This window comes from Solobacterium moorei (assembly GCF_036323475.1).
GTDB lineage: Bacteria > Bacillota_I > Bacilli_A > Erysipelotrichales > Erysipelotrichaceae > Bulleidia > Bulleidia moorei.
In genome coordinates, this window is record NZ_AP028934.1 from 825,435 (window position 1) to 851,306 (window position 25,872).

Genomic DNA, 25,872 nt, shown 5'->3' on the forward strand with positions numbered 1-25,872 from the left:
ATGGATAGAAAGGATGGTGTATGTATGTCTACAGTGAATCAAGAGGCACATTATCGTCGCATGACACAAGATTCAATACCTCATTTAATTACACAATTAGCAATCCCGACGATTATATCGATGCTTGTAACGAGTATTTATAATATGGCAGATACTTATTTTGTAGGTACAATCAGTACCTCAGCAAGTGGTGCGACTGGTATCGTATTTAGTTTGATGTCCATTCTACAGGCCTTTGGATTTATGTTTGGACATGGTGCAGGTGCGAATATCTCACAACAATTGGGCTCAAAGAATGTAGAGAAGGCTAGAATATACGCCTCAACAAGTTTCTTTCTTTCTATTTTTGTTGGTGCGGTCGTGATGGTAATTGGACTTATCTTTATGGATCCAATGATGCGTTTGATGGGTAGTACAGATACTATTCTTCCTTACGCAAGAATATATGCCTTCTATATCTTACTTGCAGGCATGGCGATGACGTCGAGTTGTGTGTTAAACAATATTTTGCGTTATGAAGGGAAAGCCTTTTATGCGATGATTGGTCTAACACTTGGTGGTGTCTTGAATATCTTTGGTGATTATATCTTAGTCCGTATATTTCATATGGGTATTGCTGGTGCAGGTCTTAGTACAACAGTCTCACAATATATTAGTATGTTTGTACTAGTATTACCTTATCTACAAGGCAAAACACAAAGTCGTTTACAACCAAAATATGTATCATGCAAGCCTAAAATTTTGAATCGTATCTTTTCGACAGGACTACCATCTCTGAGTCGACAAGGATTAAATTCACTTTCTACAATGGTATTAAATACTACATCTGCGATGTATGGTGATGCGGCTGTTGCAGGCATTTCTATCGCAACACGTATTGTGTCATTCTTATTCTGTGTTGCGCTTGGTATTGGTCAAGGATTCCAGCCTGTTAGTGCATTTAACTATGGAGCAAAAATATATAGTCGTGTAAAGAATGGTTTCTACTTTACACTCAAGAGTGGTACTGCATTGATGGTGATTCTTGCGGTAATTGCATTTACATTCTCAGGACAATTTGTTGCACTATTTAGAGATGATCCTGATGTTATTGCAGTTGGTACAACGGCATTACGTTTCCAATGTGTATCATTAGTATTAATGCCGATGACGATGTATGGAAATATGCTATTCCAGTCAATCTCATGTAGTGCTGTTGCGACATTTCTAGCAATGTTACGTAGTGGGCTCGTTCTAATTCCTGCTGTCATCATCTTGCATGCATGTTTTGGAATAACAGGTATTGAAGCGGCACAATCTGTAAGTGAGATTACGACAGCGATTATTTCGTTACCGTTTATTCTTTACCTATTTAAAACGTTTCCAGAAGATGGAAGAGATATCATATAAAAAGCGATGGGTTCATCGCTTTTTATATCTAATAAGTAATAATGTCTTTTAAGCCTTCGCTTGCTACAACGTAATAGCCGTTTGTTTCTTTACCATCACCTTGTTTCTTTGCTGGATCCATGACCCATACTGCATTTGCTTTTTTGCCAGTTGCTTTCTTGTAAGCTTCAAGTACTTTCTTTCCATCTTCGATGGAGAGTGTAAATAGTGTTGTACTTAAGCAATCAGCTACACCAGAATCTTCTGTGAAGATGGTGACACTACGGTAATGCGTAGCAGGATAATTTGTGGATGGATCAATAATGTGGTGATAACTATTACCATCTGTTGCGATATAGAAGCGCTCATAGTCTCCGCTTGTAACAAAGGAGAAGGAGCCTTTGGAAGAGATTAGCGCAAGACCATTCGGTAAAGCGCCTTCAGGATCGGCAATACCCACATTCCATGTATTTCCATCAGGTTTATCATTCACTGTACGAATGTTTCTACCAACATTGAAGTAACCTGCTTGCATATGTTGACCTACTTCTTCAGCAACTAATTCGGTCGCATATCCTTTTGCAATACCACCAACATCGAATGACTGACATGGTTGTGTGATATATACTGTGCTTTCTTCATCGTTAATTACAACGTTATCCCAACCCTTACAACCTGCAGCTTGTGTAAGTTCTTCCTCTGGTGGAAGATTGCCAAGCTGTTTTTCGGCGTTGAGTTTAATACCTTCTTCACGATACTTATGCCAAACCTTAAGAAGGGCGCCCATGGTAATATCAAATTCACCATTGGAATAATCGTAGAACGCTTTTGCCATATGCAACATGTCAATAATTGGCTTATCAACCTTGACTGGTTTGATACCAGCGTTATCATTGACTGTCTTTAGGTTATTGATACCATCGTAGTCGTTATAAATATCAAATAATTGGTTGTAATAACGAAGTAGGATAGTGCTGTCCTTAAAATGAGTGGCTGCAGAATCTGTATTTGTTGTATATTCCATGTAACTATAGATTGTATCGAAACCTACATCAGAACTCACATTTTCATATTTGGCTAGGGTTTCACTGTTGTTTGAAGTGTTGTTAGAAGTGCTGTTTTTACTCTCTTTTGTTGTACAGCCAGCAAGTAGTGTACAAACGCTTAATGTGCTAACTAATAATTTTGTAATTTTTCTTTTCATATCTAAACTATATCATAAAAGCCATCTTACTGTTAATGTGGGAATATGTTATAATTCTGAATGATTTCAAATGAGGAAAGGAAAGAAAATTATGTCAATATTTACAGGACCAATGAAGCTTCATTTAAATGGACATAAGGATTGGACACTTCATAAAGAAGTATTGAAGTCTATCGATCCAGATGTTGTTTGGATTCCACTTGTAAACGGTGCTGCCCCATGTCAACCACTTGTTCAAGTTGGAGATGAAGTTAAGATTGGACAAAAGATAGCAGAAAGAAATGATGCATTCTATTTACCACTCTTTGCGTCTGTTTCAGGTACTGTTACAGGTATCGAAAAGTTCTTGGGTGCAGGTGGTACAATGATTGACCATTTACGTATTCAAAATGATCACAAGCATACAGTAGAACGTGCGTTTGCGAAATTTGATTATGAAAAGGCTAGCTGGCAGGAATTACATGCATTCGCCAAGGATTCCGGTATGCTTGGTTTAGGTGGTGCTGGATTTCCGTCTTATGTAAAGTATAACAAGCCAGAGAATGTTGACCTCTTTATCGTTAATGCGGTTGAGTGTGAACCATTCTTAACATCAGATTATAAAAATATTGAAGAAAACATGGACTTACTCAAGATAGGTACACTTGCGTTCTTCAAGATGAGTAATGCAAAGGCTGGTTGTGTCGCAATCAAGGAAGATAAGAAGGAACAGATTGCCCAATTACAAGAAACCTTTAAGGGAACACCAATTGAGGTGCGTATCGTTCCTAACGTTTACCCAATGGGTTGGGAAAGAGCGCTTGTATACCAGTTAACAAAGAAGCGTTATGACAGATTGCCGATCGAAGCAGGTTGTATTGTTAACAACGCATCTACAGCGATTGCATTTGGTAATGCGATTGTAAATGGTATGCCAGTTACACATAAGTACTTAACTGTATCCGGTGATGCGGTTAAGAATCCACAGAATGTATATGTTCCTGTTGGAACAAAGGTACATGAGATTATCGACGCTGTTGGTGGATATAAAGATGGTGTGGATGATGTAGTGTTACTCGCTGGTGGACCAATGATGGGCCGTGCAGTTCCTAACGATCAATTCGTAGTAATGGCACAGAACAATGGTCTTACAATTCAGAAGTATGAAAAGCCAGATACAGTTGCTTGTTTACGTTGTGGACGTTGTACGGAAACATGTCCATCTGGATTACAACCAGTACGTATCGCTTCTGAACATAAGTCTGTAGACTATGATACATTAATGCGTTTGGATGTAATGAACTGTATTGAATGCGGTCTATGTACATATGTATGTCCATCTAAGATTGAAGTAACTGAGAATGTTAGACGTGCAAAGACATTTGTGCGTGCAAAACTAGCATCACAGGCAAAGAAATAGGAGGCAGGAAAAATGAAATTTTCATATAAAGTAGCGCCTAACTATGCGGCTAAACAATCCACAACAGGTATTATGTTGGAACTTAGCTTAGCTTTGGTTGTTGTGACAGTTGCTTCTGCAATCTGGTATGGAATGACAGGCGGTGCTGAATTAGGTATTCGTGTTATTCTACTATCTATCGCTGCTGTAGTAACTGCATTGTGTACTGAAACATTGTACTTACTTGCAAGAAAGAAAAAGGACATCGCAAAAGAATTGTTACATTCCTATGGTTGGGTAACAGGTTTAATTATTCCATTAATTACAAGAATTAATGTTAGTTTCTACGCAATTATTATTGCGACTGCAATTGCAATCTTGTTTGGTAAGATGTTATTTGGTGGATTTGGTCAAAACATTTTTAACCCAGCAGCATTTGCTGAGGCAATTATCATGAACTCATTTAGTGCAAGTGTTGCAGCTGATATTCAAACAGGTGCTACACCATTAGCAGCTATGAAGTCGTATGGTTGGGTAGTTGATGGCAGTGCATTACAAAATGTATTAGGTCAATTTGGCAACTTATCCGGCATGTTCTTAGGAAACTATCAGAGTGCTATCGGTGGATCATGTGCATTATTATTAATTCTCGTGGCAGTATATCTCATTGCTAGACGTATTATTGACTATCGTTTAACAGTGACGTATATCGTAACAGTATTCGTGGTATCTCTTATTGTTGGTTTGATGCATGGTGCAGGCATTGAATACGCAATCGTTAACGTATTAATGGGTGGGGTATTATTCGCTGGCGTGTTCATGTTAACAGACCCAGTTACTTCACCAGTATCAATCCCTGGTAGATATGTTTTTGCAGTAGGTGCCGCAGCTCTTACATTGATTATCCGATGGAAGTCTAACTTACCAGATGGTGCGTTATTCTCCATCTTGATTATGAATATGCTAACGCCTGCAATTGATCAGTTACTTGATGGAAGCCAGATTAAGGATGCAGCAAAGATTGCACGTAAGGCGGTTATCGCAATGTGTGTATTCTTAATAGCAGTTCTTCTTGTTGGATCAAGTTTAGTAGCAAAGACTCCAGCAGCTGCTGAAGAACCTAAGAAGGACGATAAGCCAGTGGAAACAGTAGCATTAAGTGCAGAAGACTATAGCGAAAATAACGCAGAGTGCACAGAAACAAGTAATGATGGTGCAACTGCAGTATATGCATGTAAGGCAAAGGGATTTGAAGGTGTTAACGAAGCTACAGTTACAATTGATGTAGCGAAGAAGACAGTTGTATCCATTGCGGTTATTAAGTTTAGTGATACGGAAGAGGTTGGTGATCAAGCTACTACAGAAGAACAACTTAAGAAATATGTTGGTGCAACTGCAGATAGTAAGATTGATTCAACAACAGGAGCAACATTTACAAGTAAGTCACTACGTGCAATGATTGCGAAGGTATTAAAGTCTGCTTCCGCAGTAGCATTAGGTAAAGAAGATTTTAAAGAAAACAAAGCAGAATGTTCAGAAACAAGTAATGATGGCACAATCGCTGTCTATGCATGTAAGGCACATGGCTTTGAAGGTGTAAACGAAGCAACAGTTACAGTAGATATAGCTAGCAAGTCCGTCAAGAGTATCGAAGTAACAAAGTTTAGCGATACAGAAGACGTAGGCGACCAAGCAACAAAAGCAGCTGAGTTAGATAAGTACAAGGGAGTAACACTCGAAAGTAAAGTGGACTCTACAACAGGAGCAACATTTACAAGTACATCACTCAGAGCGATGATTACAACAGCCCTACAGGCTGCAACAAAGTAAGGGGGTGCTCGTATGAAAATTGATAAGACTTCAGGAGTATATAAAGCATGCATGCTTGGTATTCTCTGTGCTGTATGTGGAATTCTACTATCAACAGTAAATGCGATTACCGCTCCTATTATTGAAGAAAACGCATTGGCATCTGTTAAGTCATCGCTTGAAATAATTTATCCAGGAGCAACATTTACAGATGTTACAGAAGACAAGATTGGTCTTCTTGAATTAAAAGATGGTGAAGATACTCTCATCGATGGTATTTACAACGCTGAAGGTAAGGGAACGATCTTTACATTACATTCTACGGGTTATAACGCCGATGGATTTAAGTTTATGATTGCGTATAACAATGATGGCTCCATTGGTGGATATAGTGTGCTAGAACAAGCTGAAACAGCTGGTAAGGGTGATAAGGCATTTAAGGATCCATATGTAAGTGATGTATTAAAACTTACCTCTTCTGATACAATGCCACTCATCACTGGTGCAACAATTACAACTACTGCAGTGGGGAAAGCGGTTGATCAAGCTAGACAAGTATTCAATAAGATGAATAACATCTCTTACGATGAAAATGCGACAGCTACACCTGCTCCAAAAGCAGAGCCTGTTGAACTAGCAAAGGAAGACTTCAAAGAAAACAAAGCAGAATGTTCAGAAACAAGTAATGATGGCACAATCGCTGTCTATGCATGTAAGGCACATGGCTTTGAAGGTGTAAACGAAGCAACAGTTACAGTAGATATAGCTAGCAAGTCCGTCAAGAGTATCGAAGTAACAAAGTTTAGCGATACAGAAGACGTAGGCGACCAAGCAACAAAAGCAGCTGAGTTAGATAAGTACAAGGGAGTAACACTCGAAAGTAAAGTGGACTCTACAACAGGAGCAACATTTACAAGTACATCACTCAGAGCGATGATTACAACAGCCCTACAGGCTGCAACAAAGTAAGGAGGAAGGTATGAGCGAAAAGAAAATTAAAGGTCAAGGCTTCTTCTCTAGATTAGCAACAGAGAACCCAGTATTTGCAACTTACTTAGGTATCTGTTCAACATTAGCAATCACAACAAGCTTAAATAGTGCAATCGGTATGGGTGTTGCGGTAATTGTTGTATTAACTTTATCCAACATCTTAGTATCGTTAATTGCTCCAATCACGCCAGATGATATTCATATTCCAGTGTATATCGTTATTATTGCGACATTAGTTACTATCGTTTCGATGTTTATGCATGCATACACACCAAGTCTATTTACAGCTTTAGGTGCATTCTTAGACTTAGTTGTTGTAAATTGTATTATCTTAGGACGTGCCGAAGCATACGCATGCAAGCACACAGTGCTTGAATCAATCGTTGATGGATTACAACAGGGTTGTGCTTACACATTCGCACTTCTTGCAATGTCACTTATCAGACAGTTATTAGGTACTGGTGGGTTATCTTTCTCAAATCCATTTACAAACAACGTTGTATTTGCATTCAGAATTATTCCAGAAGGATTTGAAATTCCAATGTTCACAGAGCAGTTTGGTGCATTTATCACATTTGCATGTTTAGCTGCTGGTGTAGCTACTTACAAGAACCATCTTGTAAAGCCAGCGAAGAAAGGAGCTGCTAAATAATGAATTTATTTACACTCTTGATCAGTGGATTACTGATTAACAATATTATTCTTACAAAGTTCTTAGGTATGTGCCCATTTATGGGAGTATCTACAAAACTTGAATCTGCAGTAGGTATGGGTTTTGCTGTTATCTTTGTTATCTTCGGTGCATCCATTCTTGCATGGGGACTTTATCACTTTATCTTGGTTCCATTTGAACTAGAGTTTATGGAACTAATCTGTTTCATCTTATTGATTGCAGCATTCGTTCAGTTCGTTGAACTGTTCGTTAAAAAGTTCTCACCAGAGCTTTATAAGTCATTAGGTATCTACTTACCACTCATTACAACAAACTGTGCAGTACTTTACGTAGCAATGGATAACATTACCCAGAAGTATACATTAGCACAAACGATGGTAAATTCTATTGCAGTACCTGCTGGCTTTATGATGATGCTAGTTATCTTTGCGACAATCCGCAAACGTTTAAATCAGAACGATATTCCGAAGGCATTCCAGGGCAATCCTATCGCTTTCATCTGTGCAGCAATTATGGCAATTGCATTCTCTGCATTTGCTGGATTAGTATAAGAGCCGTGCTTAGAATCGTTGTTGCGGCTTTATTAGCTGTAGGTTTCTTTGCCCTAAATGTATGGCTATTAAGGTTAAATCAGAAAACACCAAAGCCTGAAGGCTGCGAAGACCTAAAGGCAGAGTGTTCTGCATGTGGTATCAGCGAATGTTGTGTTCGCCAAGCACCACACAAAACAGAGGAGGAATAATGGTAGTAGCAATTTTAAAAGCTTTTGGCTTGATGTTAGTGTTAGGTGCTGTTTTAGGTGGTATACTGGCATTTGCTTCCGTTAAGTTCTATGTTAAGGAAGACAATCGCAAGGAAGAGTTAACAGCCCTATTGCCTGGTTATAATTGCGGTGCTTGTGGTAATCCAGGCTGTGCTGCGATGGCTGTAAAGTTACTTGCTGGTGAATCACAAGTTGAACAGTGTAAACCAAGTAAGCCAGACCAAAGAGAAGCAATTAAAGCATATCTTGCTGAACATGTAGGTTAAGAAAAATTCCTGAGCGTAAGCTTGGGAATTTTTTGTGGAGAATACCATCAAATTACATATACAATCTTGAGGATAATTTGATGAAAAAAGTAAAAAGAACAGGAATTTATGCATTAATACTATGTTTGTGGGCAGTTGGAAATATACTTGCTTTTCGCTACTATCTAGCAAAAACGATTAATCTAAAGACAACATATATCGCAAAGCATGATATTCCACCACGTACGCAGATTCAAACAGAAGACCTAACAACGATTCAAGTTCCCGAAAAATACATGCAGGCATATACTTGGAATGAGAAATCAGATATTGTTGGCAAGTATACAACGGTTCAAGGAATGATTCCAAAGGGATCAATGTTTTATAAAGATATGCTTTATAACGAAAAAGAAGTCCGTGATCTTGCGATTATAAAACTTCAAGAGGGAATGACAATATTTACGTTAGAAACAAATGTATCTGCGCTAGGTAGTATAGAAGAGGGAATGTATGTGGATATTTATGTATCGATATCGCAAAAGAAAGATGTACCAATTACGGGAATTCTGATACGACATGCGGAGGTAATATCCATTAAAGATCACAAAGGGTTATCCCTCAAAGACGAACAATCTTCAAAGGTTCCATATTTCATCGAACTTGGAATCAATCAAAGTGATATTGATTATCTATCTCTAGCTTCTTCATTAGGGGAAGTAAGATTATTTCCATCTAAAAATTCTTACAAACCAGATAAGTCTACGTTAGAACTTGATTCTAAAGTGACAGAGTACTTAAAGTCTCTTCAACAGTAGTAACTAAAAAATCCGTTGTTTAACGGATTTTTCGCTACAAGGGGCGACTAATGGGACTCGAACCCATGAGTGCTGGAGCCACAATCCAGTGTGTTAACCAACTTCACCATAGCCGCCATGTGCTAAAATATATTATCATATCCAAAAATAATAAACAACATATATTTTTAGTTATATTGCAAATAGAGGTATTATACATACATGAGACAAATAAATATCGGTGGTGAGCTACGAAATTTCGTGGTTGAACACAAGCGAAATAAGAGAATGTATTTACGTGTCAAGGATGATGGAACATTATTCGTTACCTGCCCACGCTATGTCAGTGAGCAGGAAATTCTGTCCTTTATCTTTGAAAAGGAAGAATGGATCTTAAAAGTTAGTAAAAAAGAAAGAAAAAAGAATCGTTATCTTTTGGATGGCACTAACCGTAAAGAAGCGTGTTGGTTAGGTAAGGTATATCCAGTGGAATTTATTATTTCAAAACAGTGCTTTATGGCAGTGGAGGATGATCGTATCGTATTCTATTTACCAGAGATTCGAGATGATATCATCCGAGATATTTTCTATCGCACAGGAAACTTACAACTGAAACTGATGGTGGAAGAAAGACGGAAAGAATGGGATGATCATATCTGTCTTGCGAATTATCGAAATCTTCCGCGTATTACACTAAAATACATGACGAGTAGATGGGGATCCTATTCACCGATGACACATCACATTAGTTTATCATCAAGACTCATCCATTTTCCGGTTGTATGTTTAGGTTATGTTTTATTACATGAGTATGCACATATCCTAGAAGGGAACCATTCGAAACGTTTTTATGATATCATCAGAATATATATGCCTGAATATAAGGAATACAGTGATTTATTGAAGTGAGGTTAATGATGGGAAACATTGTAAAAGAAAACAGTGTGTTTTTATTTGGAAATACAATTTTTGAAAATGGAGCTGTAGGCTTTATCATTACATTTTTAATTACAGTGATTATCGCAAAGATTTTTACGACGATATTGGAAAAGTTAGTTGATCATGCGATGAAGAAAGATGCTAGAGCTAGTATGCCATTTAAGTATCTTCTGAAGATATTACGTACAGTGATTTATGTTATCGCAACATTTGCTATCTTGATGAATGTGAAGCCTTTACAAAGTGTTTCTACAGCGATACTAGGTGCGACAAGTGTTATGACAGTTGTTGTCGGTTTAGCTGCACAGGAAACGTTTGGTAACTTTATAGCAGGTTTCTTTATTGTTATCTACCAACCGTTCCATGTAGGAGATATGGTTAATCTTCCAGAGAAGAATATCTCTGGTACAGTGATTGAAATCACATTTCGTCATACGATTCTAAATACGATTGAGAATACAAAGATTATTGTGCCAAATAGTACAATGAATTCCGCAATCGTAGAAGATAAAGCATTTGGACAGAAGACATATATTCGCTACTTAGTTTTATCGGTTGCGTATAATACGGATATCGATAAACTGGAGAGAGTGATTACTGATGTTGTAGTAAATACGGATGGTGTTATTGATACTAGAAGTGCAGAAGCAAAAGAAAAGAATTTACCAATCAATATTACTGTAAATGAGTTTTTAGATAGCGGTATTCAGATTCGTTTCCCATTTACAACAAAGTCACTTGGTAAGAGTGTAGAGACTGCATCAAAGATTCGTAAGGCTTTACTAGTTGCGTTTAGAGAGAATGGAATTGAAATTCCATATACAAAGATTCAGATTCTTAAATAGAGTATGTAAACGTTTACATTATTTTTGTGAATTTATACGAAAAGTTGTTAAAAGATAATCAAACGATATTGCAGGGAAATAAAATTGCGGTATTATGTAGTTACAGGAACACGAAGTGTATTGATTAAGAGAATGGAGATGATGTAGCATGACTACTAAGCATGTTCTTTTTGATATACAATATGAGATTGTACAAACCCCAGGCGGGGAGGTTTTTGACGGGTTCTCTGTAAACATGATTTTTAGGATGGACATATAATGCCCATCCTTTTTTGTAACTAATTTCTGATAATCATACAGGAGGAAAACGATTATGGATCAGACAAATTTAGACTTTTTTGAAGCAGCAGCCAGTGGTGATTTTGCAAAGTTATGTGCACAGGTTTCTAAGGGTGCAAACGTCAACATCGCAAACGGTGATGGACGTACAGCATTAATGAGAAGTGCTAAACGTGGATACACGGAAATCGTACGTTTCTTATTAGACAATGGTGCAGATACAAGAGCTAGAGATAAGAATAATAAGACTGCTTTAATGGGTGCCGCTAAGAAGGGTCACACAGACATTTGCCGTATGTTAATTCATGCTGGTGCAAATATTGATGCCCATGATAATAAGGGGAGAACAGCTTTGATGAGAGCTTCATTGCTTGGTCATAGTGATACAGTGAAGTATTTAATTTCTAAGAACGCTGATGTAAATGCAGTAGACGAACAAGGACGTACAGCGTTAATGGAAGCAGTAAACGCATATAAGTTAGATGAAATTAAAGACTTAGTAGATAACGGTGCAGATATCAATAAGGCTGATAATAAGGGTTGTACAGCATTGATGCGCGCTGCGTATATTGGAATTCCTGAATTAGTGAAGTATCTGCTTGAAAAAGGTGCAGATAAGACAATGAAGGATTTTGATGGTAATTTAGCCATTCATTACGTACGTAAAGAATGCTTATCAGATTTGAAAGATATTTTAAAGTAGGAGGCTGACAATGAAAGACTATTTAGCAAATGAAGTAAGAAATGTAGTGGTGCTAGGACACTCTGGCGCCGGTAAGAGTTCTGTCATTGAAGCCTGCCTATATTTTACAAAGGCAATTGAACGTTATGGAAAGAATAACGATGGCACAACAGCACTGAATTATGATCCTGAAGAAGGTAAGCGTGGTACATCAGTATATTGCCATATCGCACCTGTAGAATGGAAAGATAAGAAGATCAACTTTATCGATACACCGGGTTATATGGACTATGCGGGTGAAGAAGCTACTGGTTTAATGATGGGTGATAATGCCTTGATAGTTGTAAATGCAAAAGAAGGAATCGAAGCTGGCACAGAACGTGCTTGGCGAGAAGCAGTTTCCAAACAAAGGATTCCTACAATCTTCTTCATCAATAAGATGGATGTAGAAAATGCAAACTTTGATACAGTATATACTAGTATTCGAGATAAGTTTGGCAAGTCCGTCATTCCATTTGAAGTGCCAATCGTAGAAAATGGTGTAGTTGTGGGTTCTGTAAATATCTTGCGTCGTAAAGCATGGTATTACAATGATCGCAATACAGCCAAGGAAGTACCATCTACTTTAATTGGTGAAGTAGAACGTTACTACAATGAAATCGCAGAAGCAATCGCAATGACTGATGATGAACTCATGGAGAAATTCTTCTCAGGTGAAACATTTGATGAACACGAATTAGCCAAGGGCTTACGTATTGGTGTACGTAATGGTGATATCCGTCCTGTATACTGCGGTAGTGCAGAAAACCAAACAGGGATTGAGCGTCTATTAGACTTAATTACAGAATACTTCCCAAGCTATGCAGAAAAAGGAAGAATCCAAGCTGAAACACTTAAGGGCGATACAATCGATATGGAAACAAACGAAAATGAAGCACTCAGCGCATTCGTATTCAAGACCATCGTCGACCCATTTGTAGGTAAGGTTTCTTACTTAAAGGTAATGAGTGGTGTTCTCAACAGTGATAGCCAAGTATATAACTCCAAGAAGGATGTAACGGAAAAGATTAACCAGATCTATGTTATCAATGGTAAGTATCAGATTGGTGTAGGTAAGTTATTTACAGGTGATATCGGTGCAGTTGTTAAGTTACAGGCAACAGAAACAAACGATACACTATGTACACGTTCAAGAGTGATTAAATATCCAGATATCGAATATCCTCATCCAATGTTGGGATATGCAATTCATCCAAAGACAAAGGCAGATGAAGATAAGTTATCCAGTGGTATTCATAACCTGATGTTAGAAGACCATACAATTAAACTAGTTAACAACGAAGAGACACACGAACAGGTACTCTATGGTGTAGGGGATCAACATATCGACTTAATTCTCTCTAAGCTAAAGAGTAAGTACAAGGTTGAAGTAACAACAGAAAAACCAACGGTACAGTATCGTGAGACAATCTCTGCGAAGGCTGAAGCACAGGGTAAGTATAAGAAACAAAATGGTGGTGCTGGTCAGTATGGTGATGTTTGGGTAAGATTTGAACCAACAGATTCTGATGACATGGTATTTGCAGAAGAAGTATTCGGTGGTGCAGTTCCTAAACAGTACTTCCCACCAGTTGAACAAGGTTTGCGTGACTGCATGAATAAGGGTGTTCTAGCAGGATATAAAGTAGTCGGTGTTAAGGCAACTCTGTATGATGGTTCCTATCACCCAGTAGACTCCAAGGAAGTAGCTTTCAAGGAAGCTGCTAGACTTGCATACAACGCCGCAATGCCAAATGCGAAACCAGTTCTTCTAGAACCAATTGGTAAGGTTGTTGTGACTGCTCCAGAAGACTATACAGGAACACTTATGGGAGACTTTACAAAGCGTCGTGGAATTATCTTGGATATGGATACTGATGAAGATAGTCTACAGGTTATTAGAGCAGAAGTTCCAATGGCAGAAATGCTAACATACGCAACAGAACTACGTTCAATGACACAAGGTCGTGGATGTTACGAATTAGTATTTGATCGCTATGAAGCAGCACCTCATGATGTGGCACAGAAAGTCATAGACGCAAGAAAGAGCGAGAAAGAATAACTTTATATGAAGAAAGTTAATGTCGATATCTTTATTGCAGGATTATTTATCTCCGCTTTAATCGGCATAGTAACACTTCTTATCTTTCAAGATTTATCATTCTCAGTATGTGCATAATCGCTTCAGCAATTCTGTATTCAACATGTTTATCTACATTACGAGGATAAAATTGTTAAATAGCTCGAGTGAAAAGTTAAATTCCACTTCTAAAGAATAAACAATAAAGTGGAAGTAAGTCATTCAGAAATAGTACTGGCAAGGATTGATAATCCAAGATGGTACTATTTTTAAGTTGAAAATGATTTTATTTTAGTTAGAATGAAGGTGAAGTAACAGAAAAATGAGCGCATGAAAGGTAGGCAGAATCTACTGTTCAAAAAATTTGTAAGAGTTGATTCTACTTCGTTGTTTGGTGAAAGTTATATGCCGATCCTTCGTGTGTAATTGATTTTGAAACTTCTTGGTTATCTTCTTACTTTAGAAGATATGGTTTTAGAATTACTTCGTCTGGTGGGATTTCGGTAATTCCAAAATCATAGAGTTTCTTGGCCATTTCTTCGTTGTAGAAATGGAGCAGCTGTATGGATGATTTTCCGTGCAGCTTTTCTTTCTATCTAAATAAGATAAATATGAATTCTTTGTTAATATATGATTTTCCTTCACAGATACGAATGAATGGCACTTATATTGAATGAGAAGTGTAAGCTTAAGTTCAACTTTCATACCTTAGAAGTGGAATTTAACTTTTCACTTGAGGCAAGTATATTTGACTTTCCGCTATTGCATTTTAAAAGGTAATCATATAGAATAATTGAGCGCCCCCGTGATGGAATTGGTAGACGTAGGGGACTCAAAATCCCCCGGTAGCGATACCGTGTCGGTTCGAGTCCGACCGGAGGCACTAAGAGACGATTCGACATTTTGTTGGGTCGTTTTTTTTCTTTGAGAGTATATCAATTGCAATGCCATATATGGTTGATACAATATAACTAATCAAAGGAGAAAATTAATTATGGGATTTTACGATTATTATGTAACTGATGCCAAAGGTAATCAGGTTTCTTTAAAAGAGTATGAAAATAAAGTGGTATTAGTAGTAAATACTGCTACTGCTTGTGGCTTTACACCACAGTATGAAGAGTTAGAAAAGCTTCATGAAAACTACAATGAACAAGGTTTAGAAATTCTTGATATTCCTTGTAACCAATTTGGTGGACAGGCACCTGGATCTGATGAAGAAATTCATGAGTTCTGTTCTTTACACTTCAATACAAGATTCCCACATATGCATAAGTCAGATGTTAATGGTGAAAATGAATTACCATTATACACATTCTTAAAGAGTGAAAAGGGCTTTGAAGGTTTTACAGGTGAAAAGGCAGACTTCATGAATGCTCACGTTGGTAACTTAGTTCCTAACTTTAGAGAAACTTCTGATATTAAGTGGAACTTCACAAAGTTTCTTGTTGACCGTAAGGGAAATGTAATAGCACGTTTTGAACCAACTGCTGATATGGCAGATGTAGAAAAAGTGATTAAAGAATTACTGTAATTTTTAGGGAGTTATTTCATCTTCTGTGAATATATACGTAGAAGGATATTCTATGGAGGACAGAAGATGAATGATTTAAATGCAGTTGAAATTAAAGGGACAGTGATGTACGAACCAAGTGTTCGTAGTACAAAGAATGATTCCACAATGTCAACATTCTCAGTTTGTGTAAAGCACAATGAACCAAGTAAAGCGAAGGATTATCTAAATGTAGTTGCGTGGGGAGATGTAGCGGATCAAGTTCGTGAAGAATTCCATGCGGGTACAAGAATCGGTATTAAAGGCCATCTTCGTAAGCAGTTTTATATGAAAGATGAAAATAAGAAGACCGTTGTGCAAATCGTTGCAGAGAAAATCTATCATCCAAAAGATGAAACTGAATAAGTTGTATAAAAGTGCGTTGAACACGCGCTTTTAATTTTGATATAATACGAACGGATTATAACGAGGATGATATGAATCAATACATATTTATATTAGAAATAGTAGGTACCATTGCGTTTGCAATTTCGGGAGCACTAGTCGCAATGAAATCGAAGATGGATTTCTTTGGCGTTGTGATTACCGGAGTCATTACCGCAACGTTTGGTGGAATTATGCGTGATATTGTTTTGGGTAGTGTACCACCAAGTGCATTCTCTAACCCAGTGTATGTCGTTGTTGCGAGTGTCACGTCTGTAATCGTATTCTTATTTGCGTACTTCAATGTAAATACAAATAAGATTACGCAGAAAAATGCTTATAAGAATTTCTTGTTGATTGCGGATGCGATAGGATTAGGTGTATTTACTGCTGTTGGTGTGCGTGTGGCTTTTTTCCTGCATCCAACATCACATAGTTTCTTACTCGTATTCTGTGGTGTATTAACAGGTGTTGGTGGAGGTTTATTCCGTGATATCTGTGTAAACCAATTGCCACAGATTTTTCACACGGATGTATATGCAATCGCATCCATCATCGGGGCAATTCCATGCGCAATGTTAATGCATGCAGGTAATATCTCACTTGGTATCTGGGTGGGAATTGGTGTAACAATTTTAGTAAGAGCACTGGCTATTCTGCATAAATGGAGTTTACCAGTTGCTAAGAATATTCATGACTAACATACATGTAATCAATTGTATCAATTAAAAAAGTAGTGATATGACGAATGACATTTAAGGCTTCTCTTAAAGCGTGATTCGTTTTTTGTTTTGCCCAAAGGATAATAGAGGGAAAACAATACTCACTAACATCAATTCCATAGTAGAAACAAACACAATATAGAATACTTTTCATTTCCATTTCACTCGTACAATATTTAGGAAAACACGTACGAAGTAAATGGTAGATGTAGTGTTGTAATGCATGTTTGATTTGTAGTGTCGTATCATCTTTGCTTGTTTGAAGGATAGAATCAATCTTCACCTTGTATAACATGGAAATTAGAATTCTGTATATCTGTTTTATATGTATATCAGTATGTGTTGAAATAAACTTTTTGCCAATTGTGTGTTCAATATCAAAGACAGAGCGTACTTGTTCACTGTTTGTATTATTTGGTAGTAGTGTAATAGCAGTGTAACCTCTACGGACGGTGCGATGATATGCTTGCCAAGCTTTATACGTTAATACAACTGTGGCGGTTGGGCATTGCGTAAATATCAGGATGATATTTTCTATTGATTCTTCATGAAAGCAACTTAGTTGATTTAGAAACGTTAGATAATTTTCAGGATAAAAGATATTCGTTAAATTTTCTTGAATCATATGTAGGAGTTGCTGTTTTGTTAACGATGTTTTCATAGTATACCTCAACTTCTATATACAGATGTATTATATGAACTCCTTGGTGTATTGATATCTACTTGTTTTCACTGAAAGCGTGATATAATAACAGCATCTAATGGAGGTACTTAAATGGAACAATTAGAGTTTAAATTTGATACACAGTTGTTGATTGATGGACATGATTTAGATGAAGATGTCATTAATGACTATATTACAGAGAATTTTAGAGGTGACTGCTTATTAGTTGTTGGCGATGATACTTTGATCAAGATTCATTTCCATACAAATGAACCATGGAAGGTGCTTGAATACGCACAATCTATCGGTGATATCTACGATGTTGTTGTAGAGAATATGCAACGTCAAGAAGAAGGTTTAAAGGGATAAAAAAACGAGGGTGCCCTCGTTTTTTAATACCCATTTTCATAGAAGAATTGATCAACAGCTTCGGGATAATCTTCTAGATTCATATGCATCTTAGAATGGTGTTCCACAAGCTTATCTGCGATGTGACCATGGAGCCATACGCCCATGCGTAGGCTAGTGAAGATATCACAATGATATGCAAGCAGTGCTGTTAGCATTCCAGTTAATAAATCACCGCTGCCAGCTTGTGCTAACGCTTCATTACCGGTTTGGTTAATATAACATTGTTCGTTTGGTGTAGCGATAATCGTATGTGCGGATTTTAATACGATATATACTTTTAATTCCTTTGCGTATTTTAATGCATAGTGCAAAGGATTACGCATAACTTCTTCCTTTTCTAAATGGAATAAATCTGCGAACTCTCCAATATGTGGTGTTAAGATAATTGGTGATTTTGCAAAGCGTAATTTCCAAGTGTTATATCGCAACATGCGTATACCTTCCGCATCCAATATCAAAGGCGCATGACAGTTTTGAATCATCAGATCAAGACAAGCCTCTTTCTCGTACATCTGTGTAACACCACTGCCAAAGGCAGCCGCACTAACATGTTCAATTGTTGGGGTTAGCTGTTGTTCAATATTGTGTGCCGAGAATGGATGAAATACAGGTGTTGTATGCTTTGCGGAAACAATAGGGTAGATGCCATCAATACAGCCTACTTCAATGTATGGAAAACCAAGTGCCTTTGCGCCAGTAATATTTAGACTGATTGCTCCAGCCATTCCATAAGAACCACCGACAAGTAGAATCTTTCCACAACTTCCTTTATGTGCTGTTTCTTTGCGCTTTGTAAGATTTTGAAAGAACAAGGTTTGATTCATTTCCATAAAACTACTTTGTTTTGGATGTGGTATATCAAGAGAAACAAGTTCTAATTGATCAAATAGATGATGATACTTCTGTAGTATATGGAAAGGCTTATAACAGTCTAGTGCAAATGTGACTGCAGAATGTAATGCGAAGGAATCATGCATGGCAGAATCACATTCTGCACCAGAGTTGATATCAATACTATAGATTGGCTTTTTCGCATTCTGTATCTGTTTGAATACTGCACGTATTTCATCCGTTAATTTACCATGATAACCAAAACCAAAGATGCCATCGATAATAACATCACAGTTTTTCAAGCATGTATCTAAAGAACTAAGTGGTTGAATGATGGAAGGTGGAACTTGTTTATAAAGCTTCATTGCATCAGAATTCTTTGGAAGTCCACTTACTAATATTAGATTGATATGGAATTGTTTTAAGTTGCTGATAAGCGCAAAAGAATCTGCACCATTATTACCGTTTCCAGACAATATTAAAATATTAGAATTAACTTCTAAATAAGGTAATAAATGTGTAGCTAATTTCTTGCCTACAAGATTGATTAATTCAAATGATGAAAGCCCAGATTTTTCTTCAATCTCGAGCATTTCTTTACGACTTACGATCATATTTCGTATCCTTTACAACCATATATTAACACTTACAGAAATCTATTGTGAAAAATTATAATGAAATTGTGATATAATTCGCATAAGCAGTAGGAAAAAGGAGGATTTGCTAACATGCCAACAAAGAAAACTGTTAAAGAAGTAGCAGAAGAAGTAGTTGAAAAGAAGGCTACAAAGAAGAAGGCTGCACCAGCAAAGAAAGCTGAAAAGAAAGCTACAACTGCAAAGAAAGTAAAGAAGGAAGCACATGTAGCTAAGACTGTTAAGAAGGAAACTACAAAGAAGGTAGTTAAGAAGACAGTTAAAGCTAAGGTTGAAGATTTAGATTTAAAGACGGTTAAAGATTACGAAGATGCAATTAACTGGAAGAAGGGTGAAGCTAAGGCATTAGATTGGCTCTATATTGAATTAAGTGCAGATGCATTATTAACTCAATTTGAAGCTGGTAAGGATAACCTTAAGACAGTTTGCCAAGCATTATATAACTGCATGCTTGAAGGTGACTATTATATCGTTGAACCAACAGAAGATAACTGTGCATTAGGTACGGTTGCTGTACGTTTCTATTGCGATAACTTAAGTCCAGAACGCAAGAAAGTCTCTGAAATCAATCAATAGTATAAAAAGCCGGATCATATGATTCGACTTTTATTTTGTTAGAATATAGGCGTTGATCCAAAGGAATATAACTTCAGATAAACCAGTAATCTTCATCTGTAAAATACAATCAAAGAAACAGAAAATACATACCACAAAAAACAATGTTCGATATTGAAAAAAAGGTGGTAAGTCTTTTATCAGGATTACATATAGAATAAGTGTACTATATGCAAATATTAGATGCATGTTTTTGATAAATGCTAATTCGATATAAGGAAATATGAGTGTGAGTACCGCACAAAGAAAGAATAAAACTCTTATATATTGATTGGTCGTATCCTTCGATTTCCAAAAAAGATATACGAGTGTAATCCCACATAGGACTAGGGGAAAGATACGAATTTTGGGTTTAGAAAGTAAGATACTGATATTCGTTTCATATCCTGCATAGACAAGCCATAGTATCGTAAATATGAGTGGGATGATAGGGAATATCAAATACTGAATATACGTCTGCTTTCTGTTCATGTTGTTATTATAACAAACTTAGGTGCGATAAATTGGGCTAAACATGCTATAATTTTGTCATTATGAAGAAGAAAGAAATATATATCTTGATCAGTATTATCTTGATTGCAGTATTAGGAATTATTGGTCTCAATATCGTTAAAAACAAAAAACAACCAGCAAAGAAGGATGAATCGACTGCGGAAACAACCCCAACGCCTAGTACGGAACTGAACACTGACACAGATTCTCTTGGCGTTCCATCAGAGAAGCCTATTGGAATTTGGGTGGGCATTGTACATCGTGGAAAAGTTGTACAATGGTTCGATTCAGGTATCGATGGAGAATATGTTGTTAAAGGTAATGTAGGTGAAGTTCACGTTGAAGTAAAAGATAAGAAGTGGCATGTACGTGAGGTGGATTGCCCTAATCAACTATGTGTAAAAATGGGTTGGGCAGATGAAAATAGTATTATCCCAATTACTTGTCTTCCAAACGATGTCTTTATTGGATCTGCAAATCTATTATCTGAGTATATAGGTGTGAAATGAGTATAGCTAAAACGAAACGTTTTACAGTACTAGCACTATTGGCTGCTATTGCTATTACACTGAATATTTTAGAAACTACGATGATACCGCCATTAATGGGTGTCTTCCGTATTGGTCTAGCAAACATTATGGCCTTAGTTGCTTTACGTATGCTAGGTATTAAGGAGATGCTCATTGTAAATGCAATGCGTGTATTGATTGGCAATCTTTTGACTGGAACGATATTTGGAAGTGTATTCTGGATTAGCTTCTCGGGTGTCGTATTATCAAGTTTGATACTAATTCTAATGGATTTATTAAAGTCTTCCTTGATGTTTACTTCAGTTATGAGTTCCATCGGACACTCATTAGGTCAGGTGTTAATCGTTACATTCTTCTATATGCAACCAGCGTTTATTGTTGTGTTACCATATTTCTTATTATTGTCTATTCCAACAGGTTTATTGACTGGATTTGTGGCAACAATTGCTATCCAGCGTGTAAAGCCATTACGTAAGCAAGATTAAGTTCTTGCTTTTAATTTGTTATATATAAGAAAAAAATCATGCGTGTATGCATGACCTATATCCACTGTAAGCAGCAGGCTCGACATATCTAAAATCGAACTATCAATACGTTTCGTTCCTTTGATTAAATTAGTTCCTATGTCAATATATCCATCATCATAGAGATATACTGCATTCAGGAATGTATCAATCAGTTTTTCTTTGTAGTCATAGTTACCATTATCTGCTTTTAAAGTATCAATCCAAAACAGAAATTCATCACGTTCAATTATTGGTGGTTTAGAAAACTTCAACTGCTCAATGGCAGTATGAAGCTGTTGTTTCTGTTCTTCTAACTCTTCCATACGTGATTGTGTTGTTTCAGTTATGATTCCCATTTCAATCGCTTTTACCATGTTTTTCAAAGATTTATTTACACCGTTTAAACGATCTTGTAATACACGTAATTCAGTATCGTCATTTTGTTGTTTCTTTTGATACTCCATGAAACTATCGGCGAGTTTATTTATATAGTCTATATCATTTAATTGGCTTATGAGTTCTGCAACAACAATATTTTCTATCCAATCTTTTTTAGCACGTTTCTTATCACACTTGTGCTTGTTTGCTTTGATACATCGATAATAGTGATATTTCTTTCCAGTCTTGCTAACACCATATTCACCAGTCATAGGACTTCCGCAATGACCGCAGAATAATTTACCGGTTAATAGGTAACGTGTATCACGTGAGCGTGCCGGTGCTTTCTTGTGCCTATTTTTAATTTCTTGTGCTAATGCAAAAGTATCTTTATCTATTATTGCTGGCATCCCATCTGGTACTACATAATCTAAAAATTTATACGTACCTATGTATTTTTCGTTTCCTATAATGTTCTTTAGAGAACATTTATTCCATGGGTTATTTCTGCTATTCAAGATACCATCGTTATTTAAACCTTTGATAATCTCTTGGATTGATTTACCACTTGTATATTCGTTGAATATCCTACGTACTACTGTAGCTTCGGTTTCGTTGATGATGTAATGGTCATCTTCACTTCTTCCATATCCGAAGATTTTTCTTCCGAGCGTTTTTAGCTGCAAGGCACTTTCTCTGTTACCACGTTTTACATTTTCTGATAAATTGGCACTGTAGTATTCCGCCATGCTTTCCATCAAGCCTTCCATGATAATGCCTTCTGCACTATCAGATATGTTCTCCATGGCACTGTATATCTTTACGCCATTCTTCTTCAAACGAGCACGATATATCGCACTATCATAGCGGTTACGTGCAAAACGATCCAGCTTCCATACGATGATAGCCTTAAAACGTTTGCTTTCACTATCTTTAATCATCTTCTGAAATGATGGTCGATTGTCGGATGTACCAGTTTTAGCTTCATCAATGTATTCATTGATTATTTCAAAACCATGATTTTCTGCATATCTCTTACAATCTCTTAACTGCCCAGTAATAGATTCTTCACGTTGTCCAGATGAAGAGAATCGTGCATATACAACTGCTGGTATAAGATCTTTCATTTATTTAAGCTCCTTTCTTGTTTCGAGTAATTTTGACTATTTTTGAGTAACAACTGTATAAATTCTCTTATTTTTGATTAGATAAAATAAAAATAGGTACTTATAATGTTAAAAATCGCATATTTTGACACTTTAAAATCGTTTCAAATATTTGTGCAAACTTGAGTAATGTGTGCTAAAACCAAGTACAGTAAAAGCACTTGAACGTGAGTTTACTGCCGTCCGACTGTTCGCTGCAGTCGGATTTTTTTATTTGTCTATTTCATCCCTACGGTCGTTTATTACAAAAGCAAGCTTGCCAATACATTTAAACGTTTCTACATTTGCAATAATAGGGCTATATGAAGGGTTTTCAGGTAGAAGGATAATTTGTCCATTTGTCATAGAAAGACGCTTACAAGTGGCTATATTATCGTCCACACAGAAGCAGCCAATCATACCGTTAGTTACTGATGATGTTTTCTCGAAAATAACTAAATCACCATCATTTATGTTCGCATTTATCATCGAGTCGCCATGTGCATATTGTGCGAAGTACTCTTTACTAGAACTGAACATTTCAGCTGGAAGGGAAACATAGTCGATAATGTTATCATCGACAAAACCACCAGTGCCACAGGAAATAACTTCATAAAGAGCAATTTTGCGAATAAGTTTATCAATAGTATTCTTTATAAAAGTATTAATAGATAATGTATGATTTTTGATAGCATTTTTATACGTTGATAATAAATCGCCAACAAAAAATGAATTTACAGTTTCACCGTCCTTTTTGATTAAAAAATAATCATCGTCATAGTTTTCACAAGATAATCTATATCCATTTTCAAAAAGAAAATCACTAATATTGTCTAAATCATTGTCACGTTCAAGGATAATTGGATCTTCATAATTATCGTCTTCCCACCCCATAAGATATTGCGGAGTAGTGTGTAGTGCAATTGCTAAAGGCGCAATTATTCCAACAGGCAGATTTTCAATTTCGCCTTTTTCATATCGATAGATAGTTGCGCGGTCTTTGCCAATTTTATTTCCTAAGTCCTCAGGAGATAACTTCAATTCGATTCGTCTTTTTCTAATTCGTTCTCCAACAGTGCTCATCATTTTTCCCTCTTAAATTAATTTCATTATATATTCATAGTCGCATATTTGCAATGTTAATAAAAAATTTTATCGCAAATCTGCAAAAAATGTATTGACAATATTTTTGAAAGGGGCTATATTTTGAATGTCGCAGATGTGCGAAATTAGAAAGGAGGATATCATGGTTGATGTAAAAAAATTAAAGGAAGAGATGGCTTTACATAAAATAACTGTTGATGAACTTGCAAATCAAATAGGTATAGATAGAACTACGCTATATAGAAGATTCTCTAATGATGGCGATACCTTTACGGTTAAAGAAGTTAATTCTATTTCTAAAATTCTAAAGCTTTCAAGTAATAAATCACAAGCAATTTTTTTTGGCGCGAATGTCGCAGATGTGCGAAATTAGAAAGGATGGGCACATGGACAAAGCAACAGAAACAAAAAAGAGTTCCACTATCGCAATTAGTGAAACTCAAGTTACCACAACTATTTCCGACAACACAAAAACGCAAAAATTAGTTATGAAAAGCGATGGTTTACACATTATTGGCCAATCTTTGAGAAATCAAAGTGAAAGCCAGTAGAACCATCAAAAATAATCGGGCAATTCAATTATAGGAGGTTAGAAAGGAAAAGACATGAATGAACTATTAAAAATTAACACAACAGATTCAGAACGCATAACAGTATCAGCAAGAGATTTGCATGAAGCACTAGAAGTTAAAACACAATTCAAAGATTGGTTTCCACGAATGTGTGAATACGGCTTTGAAGATGGAAAAGACTTTTGCTCATTTTTGAGCGAAAGCACAGGAGGAAGACCGTCACAAGATGCACAAATCACAGTAGATATGGCGAAAGAAATCGCAATGCTACAGCGCACAGAAAAAGGCAAGGAAGTAAGAAAGTATTTTATCCAAGTCGAAAAAGAATGGAATAGTCCTGAAAAAGTCATGGCTAGAGCGTTAGAGATTGCACGTAAGACAATCGCTACACTGGAAATCGAAAACAAGGAAATGAAGCCTAAAGCCTTATTTGCTGATGCAGTAGCGACAGCTGATACATCAATACTAATTGGCGATTTAGCAAAACTGATCAAGCAGAATGGACGTGACATTGGTCAAAAGCGTTTGTTTGAGTGGCTAAGAAGTCACGATTATCTCATTAAGGGCGGAAACAGTAAGAACATGCCAACTCAAAGATCTATGGAACTAAAGTTGTTTGAGGTCAAAGAACGTACCATTAACAATCCTGATGGTAGTGTACGCATTACTAAAACAACTAAGGTTACTGGCAAAGGGCAAGTGTACTTCATCAACAAGGTTTTACAAGAGTATGGCAATCAAAAAAACTGATTTGCAATCACTCAACTTCCTTGCACTCAAAGCAATAACTGAAATGAAAAAGAATCCAGAGTACAAGGCACGATTTGAAGAGTGGAAAAAGAAAAAAGCACAAGCCGATTTGAAGGGCAGCAAGTGCTCAAGTGATGATTAAATTCATCACTTCCATTTTAACAGAAAAGGAAGGTAAAAGAAAATGATTAAATTAAACGCAAAAGGCGATCATGTAGAGGTAGCAATTAGCGGATCTTCCGCTGATATTGCAAGAGAACTGCACGCCTTACTTAACACCATTAAAAATAGTGAAGCTATGCAAGTCGCTTTAATGGTTGCACTCACAGTAGATGCTATATCCGAAGAAGAACACAAAGAAAACACCGATGGAATGAGCGAAATGCTAAAGAGAGTATTCGGAAAGGGAAATAATAATGAAAACTTCATGTCTTAGTGAAAGCCTATTCAAGGTTGCCTTATTCGGTATGTA

General features: G+C 36.7%; 30 protein-coding genes and 2 tRNA genes. 26 read left to right on the forward strand and 6 right to left on the reverse strand.

The annotated features are described in order from the left end of the window. Positions 1-24: 24 nt before the first annotated feature. A complete protein-coding gene (locus RGT18_RS04000) occupies positions 25-1,389 on the forward strand; it encodes an MATE family efflux transporter (RefSeq protein WP_028078949.1) in 1,365 nt (454 codons plus the stop codon). A 28-nt stretch (positions 1,390-1,417) separates the two neighbouring features. On the opposite strand, the gene RGT18_RS04005 is transcribed toward RGT18_RS04000, so the two are convergent. Beyond that, a complete protein-coding gene (locus RGT18_RS04005) occupies positions 1,418-2,572 on the reverse strand; it encodes an FAD:protein FMN transferase (protein ID WP_006525109.1) in 1,155 nt (384 codons plus the stop codon). Between the two features lie 91 nt (positions 2,573-2,663). Here RGT18_RS04005 and RGT18_RS04010 point away from each other — a divergent pair, with 91 nt between their 5' ends. The 8 genes from RGT18_RS04010 (at position 2,664) to cpaB (ending at position 9,245) form a co-directional block, all read left to right on the forward strand. Then, on the forward strand, positions 2,664-3,971 hold the full coding sequence (locus RGT18_RS04010; RefSeq protein WP_037404580.1) for an RnfABCDGE type electron transport complex subunit C: 1,308 nt from the start codon (positions 2,664-2,666) through the stop codon (positions 3,969-3,971). 12 nt (positions 3,972-3,983) lie between these two features. After that, the gene (locus tag RGT18_RS04015) at positions 3,984-5,780 is read left to right on the forward strand and encodes an RnfABCDGE type electron transport complex subunit D (RefSeq protein ID WP_051241085.1); all 1,797 of its coding nucleotides are present in this window, start codon (positions 3,984-3,986) and stop codon (positions 5,778-5,780) included. Positions 5,781-5,792: 12 nt separating this feature from the next. Continuing rightward, positions 5,793-6,728, forward strand: a complete 936-nt coding sequence (locus RGT18_RS04020; protein ID WP_338175277.1) for an FMN-binding protein — start codon at positions 5,793-5,795, stop codon at positions 6,726-6,728. A 10-nt stretch (positions 6,729-6,738) separates the two neighbouring features. Further along, positions 6,739-7,401, forward strand: coding sequence for an electron transport complex subunit RsxE (gene rsxE, locus RGT18_RS04025; RefSeq protein ID WP_028078951.1), 663 nt, complete (start codon positions 6,739-6,741; stop codon positions 7,399-7,401). Next, complete coding sequence (locus RGT18_RS04030) at positions 7,401-7,973, forward strand: electron transport complex protein RnfA (RefSeq protein WP_028078952.1); 573 nt, start codon at positions 7,401-7,403, stop codon at positions 7,971-7,973. The genes rsxE and RGT18_RS04030 overlap by 1 nt, the downstream gene beginning before the upstream one ends. 5 nt (positions 7,974-7,978) lie before the next feature. Then, on the forward strand, positions 7,979-8,164 hold the full coding sequence (locus tag RGT18_RS04035; RefSeq protein WP_006525114.1) for a hypothetical protein: 186 nt from the start codon (positions 7,979-7,981) through the stop codon (positions 8,162-8,164). Further along, a complete protein-coding gene (locus tag RGT18_RS04040) occupies positions 8,164-8,451 on the forward strand; it encodes a (Fe-S)-binding protein (protein WP_006525115.1) in 288 nt (95 codons plus the stop codon). The genes RGT18_RS04035 and RGT18_RS04040 overlap by 1 nt, the downstream gene beginning before the upstream one ends. 80 nt (positions 8,452-8,531) lie before the next feature. Continuing rightward, complete coding sequence (gene cpaB / locus RGT18_RS04045) at positions 8,532-9,245, forward strand: Flp pilus assembly protein CpaB (protein ID WP_028078953.1); 714 nt, start codon at positions 8,532-8,534, stop codon at positions 9,243-9,245. A gap of 42 nt (positions 9,246-9,287) precedes the next feature. Here the strand turns inward: cpaB and RGT18_RS04050 are convergent. Next, positions 9,288-9,361: transfer RNA gene (locus RGT18_RS04050), tRNA-His, on the reverse strand. An 85-nt stretch (positions 9,362-9,446) separates the two neighbouring features. Between RGT18_RS04050 and RGT18_RS04055 the strand changes: the two genes are divergently transcribed. The 8 genes from RGT18_RS04055 (at position 9,447) to RGT18_RS04090 (ending at position 16,725) form a co-directional block, all read left to right on the forward strand. Then, positions 9,447-10,133 carry a M48 family metallopeptidase gene (locus RGT18_RS04055; protein ID WP_028078954.1) on the forward strand — a complete coding sequence of 229 codons (687 nt, stop codon included), beginning with the start codon at positions 9,447-9,449 and terminating at the stop codon, positions 10,131-10,133. Between the two features lie 8 nt (positions 10,134-10,141). Further along, positions 10,142-11,008, forward strand: coding sequence for a mechanosensitive ion channel family protein (locus tag RGT18_RS04060; RefSeq protein WP_028078955.1), 867 nt, complete (start codon positions 10,142-10,144; stop codon positions 11,006-11,008). Between the two features lie 313 nt (positions 11,009-11,321). Beyond that, positions 11,322-11,990, forward strand: coding sequence for an ankyrin repeat domain-containing protein (locus RGT18_RS04065; RefSeq protein ID WP_028078956.1), 669 nt, complete (start codon positions 11,322-11,324; stop codon positions 11,988-11,990). A 10-nt stretch (positions 11,991-12,000) separates the two neighbouring features. Continuing rightward, positions 12,001-14,070 (forward strand): elongation factor G, encoded by a 2,070-nt coding sequence (locus RGT18_RS04070; protein WP_028078957.1) that lies wholly within the window; start codon positions 12,001-12,003, stop codon positions 14,068-14,070. Positions 14,071-14,887: 817 nt separating this feature from the next. Further along, a tRNA-Leu gene (locus RGT18_RS04075) sits at positions 14,888-14,971 on the forward strand. A 111-nt stretch (positions 14,972-15,082) separates the two neighbouring features. Continuing rightward, entirely contained in the window at positions 15,083-15,622 is a 540-nt protein-coding gene (locus RGT18_RS04080; RefSeq protein ID WP_028078572.1) for a glutathione peroxidase, read from the forward strand. Between the two features lie 66 nt (positions 15,623-15,688). Next, positions 15,689-16,006: a single-stranded DNA-binding protein gene (locus tag RGT18_RS04085; protein WP_006525123.1), complete on the forward strand. Its 318-nt coding sequence runs from the start codon at positions 15,689-15,691 to the stop codon at positions 16,004-16,006. Positions 16,007-16,077: 71 nt separating this feature from the next. After that, on the forward strand, positions 16,078-16,725 hold the full coding sequence (locus tag RGT18_RS04090; protein WP_028078571.1) for a trimeric intracellular cation channel family protein: 648 nt from the start codon (positions 16,078-16,080) through the stop codon (positions 16,723-16,725). On the opposite strand, the gene RGT18_RS04095 is transcribed toward RGT18_RS04090, so the two are convergent. After that, positions 16,706-17,407: a hypothetical protein gene (locus RGT18_RS04095; protein ID WP_028078570.1), complete on the reverse strand. Its 702-nt coding sequence runs from the start codon at positions 17,405-17,407 to the stop codon at positions 16,706-16,708. The genes RGT18_RS04090 and RGT18_RS04095 overlap by 20 nt on opposite strands. 114 nt (positions 17,408-17,521) lie before the next feature. On the opposite strand from RGT18_RS04095, the gene RGT18_RS04100 reads away from it, so the two are divergent. Then, positions 17,522-17,779, forward strand: a complete 258-nt coding sequence (locus RGT18_RS04100) for a hypothetical protein (RefSeq protein ID WP_006525126.1) — start codon at positions 17,522-17,524, stop codon at positions 17,777-17,779. Between the two features lie 23 nt (positions 17,780-17,802). Here RGT18_RS04100 and RGT18_RS04105 read toward each other — a convergent pair whose 3' ends face one another. Further along, positions 17,803-19,266 carry an NAD(P)H-hydrate dehydratase gene (locus tag RGT18_RS04105; protein ID WP_028078569.1) on the reverse strand — a complete coding sequence of 488 codons (1,464 nt, stop codon included), beginning with the start codon at positions 19,264-19,266 and terminating at the stop codon, positions 17,803-17,805. A gap of 114 nt (positions 19,267-19,380) precedes the next feature. Here RGT18_RS04105 and RGT18_RS04110 point away from each other — a divergent pair, with 114 nt between their 5' ends. The 3 genes from RGT18_RS04110 (at position 19,381) to RGT18_RS04120 (ending at position 21,430) form a co-directional block, all read left to right on the forward strand. Beyond that, on the forward strand, positions 19,381-19,884 hold the full coding sequence (locus RGT18_RS04110) for a hypothetical protein (protein WP_051241034.1): 504 nt from the start codon (positions 19,381-19,383) through the stop codon (positions 19,882-19,884). Positions 19,885-20,456: 572 nt separating this feature from the next. After that, positions 20,457-20,924, forward strand: a complete 468-nt coding sequence (locus RGT18_RS04115; protein WP_051241033.1) for a NusG domain II-containing protein — start codon at positions 20,457-20,459, stop codon at positions 20,922-20,924. Beyond that, positions 20,921-21,430 carry a Gx transporter family protein gene (locus tag RGT18_RS04120; RefSeq protein ID WP_051241032.1) on the forward strand — a complete coding sequence of 170 codons (510 nt, stop codon included), beginning with the start codon at positions 20,921-20,923 and terminating at the stop codon, positions 21,428-21,430. Before RGT18_RS04115 ends, RGT18_RS04120 begins: the two co-directional genes overlap by 4 nt. Here RGT18_RS04120 and RGT18_RS04125 read toward each other — a convergent pair. Next, complete coding sequence (locus tag RGT18_RS04125) at positions 21,427-22,956, reverse strand: recombinase family protein (RefSeq protein WP_051241031.1); 1,530 nt, start codon at positions 22,954-22,956, stop codon at positions 21,427-21,429. The genes RGT18_RS04120 and RGT18_RS04125 overlap by 4 nt on opposite strands. A 249-nt stretch (positions 22,957-23,205) precedes the next feature. Beyond that, positions 23,206-24,060, reverse strand: a complete 855-nt coding sequence (locus tag RGT18_RS04130; RefSeq protein ID WP_081659556.1) for a S24 family peptidase — start codon at positions 24,058-24,060, stop codon at positions 23,206-23,208. Positions 24,061-24,220: 160 nt separating this feature from the next. Here RGT18_RS04130 and RGT18_RS04135 point away from each other — a divergent pair, with 160 nt between their 5' ends. The 5 genes from RGT18_RS04135 to RGT18_RS04155 are packed head-to-tail and all read left to right on the forward strand — an operon-like array spanning position 24,221 to position 25,836. Continuing rightward, a complete protein-coding gene (locus RGT18_RS04135) occupies positions 24,221-24,451 on the forward strand; it encodes a helix-turn-helix domain-containing protein (protein ID WP_028078566.1) in 231 nt (76 codons plus the stop codon). A gap of 13 nt (positions 24,452-24,464) precedes the next feature. After that, positions 24,465-24,629 (forward strand): hypothetical protein, encoded by a 165-nt coding sequence (locus RGT18_RS04140; RefSeq protein ID WP_156022838.1) that lies wholly within the window; start codon positions 24,465-24,467, stop codon positions 24,627-24,629. Positions 24,630-24,683: 54 nt separating this feature from the next. After that, positions 24,684-25,400 (forward strand): phage antirepressor KilAC domain-containing protein, encoded by a 717-nt coding sequence (locus RGT18_RS04145; RefSeq protein ID WP_028078565.1) that lies wholly within the window; start codon positions 24,684-24,686, stop codon positions 25,398-25,400. Continuing rightward, complete coding sequence (locus RGT18_RS04150; RefSeq protein WP_156022837.1) at positions 25,381-25,542, forward strand: hypothetical protein; 162 nt, start codon at positions 25,381-25,383, stop codon at positions 25,540-25,542. Before RGT18_RS04145 ends, RGT18_RS04150 begins: the two co-directional genes overlap by 20 nt. Before the next feature lie 42 nt (positions 25,543-25,584). Continuing rightward, positions 25,585-25,836: a hypothetical protein gene (locus tag RGT18_RS04155; RefSeq protein WP_338175294.1), complete on the forward strand. Its 252-nt coding sequence runs from the start codon at positions 25,585-25,587 to the stop codon at positions 25,834-25,836. Positions 25,837-25,872: the final 36 nt, after the last annotated feature.